At 63.3% G+C, this 3,169-nt stretch carries 1 protein-coding gene, 1 tRNA gene and 1 pseudogene; 2 read left to right on the forward strand and 1 reads right to left on the reverse strand.

Annotated elements, in window-relative coordinates:
• Positions 1-543 precede the first annotated feature (543 nt).
• Positions 544-620, forward strand: a tRNA-Arg gene (locus PF446_RS05635).
• Positions 621-829: 209 nt separating this feature from the next.
• Positions 830-2,437, forward strand: coding sequence for a tetratricopeptide repeat-containing sulfotransferase family protein (locus PF446_RS05640; RefSeq protein WP_298070265.1), 1,608 nt, complete (start codon positions 830-832; stop codon positions 2,435-2,437).
• A 477-nt stretch (positions 2,438-2,914) separates the two neighbouring features.
• On the opposite strand, the pseudogene PF446_RS05645 reads toward PF446_RS05640, so the two are convergent.
• Positions 2,915-3,169 (reverse strand): annotated as a pseudogene (locus tag PF446_RS05645) (IS4 family transposase); the annotation flags it as partial.

Genomic DNA, 3,169 nt, shown 5'->3' on the forward strand with positions numbered 1-3,169 from the left:
CTGCTGGTGAAGGACTTCAACGAGTACCGGACCCTTGATATCGACTACCACGGTGGCCTGCAGTATCCGCACCTGGAGCGCATCAAGGGGCGTCCGGACTATCTCTCGCAGGTCCTGTCGCCGCTCAAGCACACGCTCAAGGCGATCCACTGAGCGCGCCTAACGGCCTGTAAAAAGGCTGCTGGCAAAGGGTCTCCGCTGCGGCGGCGGCCCTTTGTCTTTGTGGTCCCTGGATCAAGGTCGCTGTGCGTCCTGCCTGCGAACGCGCGCACTCTCGTCAGGATCGCAATGGTGCCAGGCCCTCGCCAAACCATGTGGCGTCGCGATGCCCAAGGGGCGTTCGTGCACGATCAGTGCCCGACCGGCTTAGGGTTCATGGTCCAGTAGCGGGTGTGTTTGGTGCTTTCACGAAGGCTCATGCAAGCCGACAATCCGATCCAGCATCCAGCGGCGGTTTACACGAGCCAGGACGACAGGCGAGCCCTCGCACAACCGGCAGACCGTAGGCGCAGCGGCCCGGCTCCGTTACAATGCCTGCAATACGCGCTCGTAGCTCAGCTGGATAGAGTACTGCCCTCCGAAGGCAGGGGTCGTGGGTTCGAATCCCGCCGGGCGCACCAATATTTACAATGACTTAGGCCATCCCTAGAGGTGGTCTTTGTCGTTGTACGGACGTCGGTACGGAAATCTTTGCGAGGTCCTTTGTACACGCTCAGTCTTGTCATCCGGACATGCACACCAATTCCATCCGCTCACTTTAGAGCGCTACCTAGGCCCGGGTTCGTTCGCCCTCTATAATCGTCCGCATGATGGACGAGGGCACACCCGCATGAGCATTGCTTCCGACCCGGGCAGACCGGCCGACACCCTACCGGACATGGCCCGACAGTTGCGAGAAGCCGGCGGCGCGCTCGGGCAAGGACGGCCGGAGATCGCCATGCAGGTGCTGGCGCGCGTGCTGGAACATGCCCCGGACCATGCCGAGGCGAACCGGTTAATGGGGATCGCCGCCCTCATGGGCGGCAAGCGCGATCAGGCCGTCGGGTACCTGCGCGCAGCCCTTGAATCGGCACCGGACGACCCTGCGATCCACATGACCCTGGGCAGTGCCCTGGTCGAGACGGGAGCGGGCGAGGCGGGCTTGGAGCACCTCGAACGCGCTTGCGCGCTGGCGCCAAGCGATGCGGAAGCCTGGTGCAACCTCGGCGTGGCGCTGCAGGCCGTCGACCGGTTGCCGCCGGCCCGCGACGCCTTCCAACACACCATCGAAATGCAACCGTCCCACGCCAAGGCACGAACCAAACTGGCCTACGTTCTGGTGATGCTGGGCGAGACCGCAGCCGCCGCTGTCCAGTTGCGCGAAATCCTGCGCATGTACCCCGACCACGCGGAGGCGTGGGTGGCCCTGGGCAACCTGAAGACGGAACGGCTGGGGCCCGGGGACGTGCGCCAACTGCAGTCCCTGCTGAAGCGTCCCGGCATGCCCGACGGCCTGCGCATTTCGCTGGGCTTCACTCTTGCCAAGGCCCTGGAAGACCAGGTCGACTACGCGGCGGCCTACGCTGTCGTGCGCGATGCCAACGCGTGGAAGCGCCGGAACCTTTACTGGAGCCGTGAGGAAGAACGCGAACGGGTCGACACCATCGCACGCGCCTTTGCCGAACCCGTGCCTGGTGCTGCCGACCCCGCGCTGGGCCGGGAAGTGATCTTCGTGGTGCACGTGCCCCGTCCCGGATCGACGCTGACCGAGCAGATCCTTGCCTCCCACTCGCAGGTTGCAGGCGGCGGCGAATTGATGGTGCTGCCGGACCTGCTTGACGAGGAATCCGCCCGTCGGGAGCAGGCCTTCCCGCACTGGGTTCCGGAGGCCACGTCTGCGGACTGGCAGCGGCTGGGCGAGGCCTACCTCAAGCGGACCCGGCACCTGAGCCAGGCGCATCTGCGGTTTACCGACAAGACCCCGAACAACTGGGCCTTCGTTGGTGCAGCGCTGGCCATGCTGCCCGGTGCCCGGGTGATCAATGCCAGCCGCGATCCACTGGAAACCTGTTTCTCCTGTTACCGGCAGTTGTTCCATGTCGGCGGAAACTTCACCTACGACCTGGACGACATGGTGGCCTACTACGCGGGGTATCGGCGCCTGGACACGCTGTGGCAGCGGAACTTCCCTGAACGTTACTTCGAGAATCGCTACGAGGCGCTGCAGCGCGACACCGAGGGCCAGATCCGGGGTCTGCTCGCATTCTGCGAACTGCCGTTCGAGCCGGCCTGCCTGGATTTCCATCGCACCCGCCGCGTCGTCAAAACGTTCAGTTCGACCCAGGTGCGCCAGCCGCTGCAACGAGACACCGCGCGCAGCGCACGCTACGGTGCATGGCTGGATCCCCTGCGCGAGCGGCTGCTCGCCGCGGGCCTGCTGCCCGTGGACGCGCCATGAACACCACGCCTTGCGCAAAAAGGCAAAACAAAAGGTTCTTCGTGGAAACGGGGTAGAACCCTCGAGGCATACCTATATATTTCTGTCGAATGGAGCTTAGTTTCGAAAGACGCCGACTCGTCCAAGCCGCAGGGCGGCTTGAATTGGTTTCTACGAACGGATCAATCCCCAACGTCAACTTGTCTGTATCGAGTCGTATGAAGCTTCATCGGATTGTACGGAGTCTTGCGTGGCATGTTGCTCGGCCCAATCGAGCCATTCGCTGAGCACGATCAGGGTCCACAGGGCCCGCGCGTGGTCGCTCGTTCGGCGGAGGGAAAAAACAGTCTGCGGGTGCTGTGGCCGCACGCAGTCCGACTGGTAGGACCGTAAGCTCCTACAGATCCGCGACCTGCGGGTCTGGCTGGCGTTCGAGATGCGCCGGGTCGACTGCCGAACGTGGAGGGTGTGCAGAATTTTGTGTAACCGGGATTTGAATTACTGCTGATCAAGTAGCGTTGGTGCTGGATGTCGGATCTTTTCGATGAGTTGACTGAGTGGCACGTTCAACCATCGTCGCACCAATGCTTCGCGACCCAGGCGCATGACCGAGTAGAGCCTGCGCTTCGACCGAAACGGCGCCAGCCATTGATCGATGCCGCTTGACTCGCAGGCCATCCCCACCAGCCATGTGGCGAATGCCGATAGCGCGCTGAGCAGGAGTAGCACCTCGATGCGCGGACCTTTGCGCGT

This window comes from Oleiagrimonas sp. (assembly GCF_027858935.1).
Classification (GTDB): Bacteria; Pseudomonadota; Gammaproteobacteria; order Xanthomonadales; family Rhodanobacteraceae; genus Oleiagrimonas.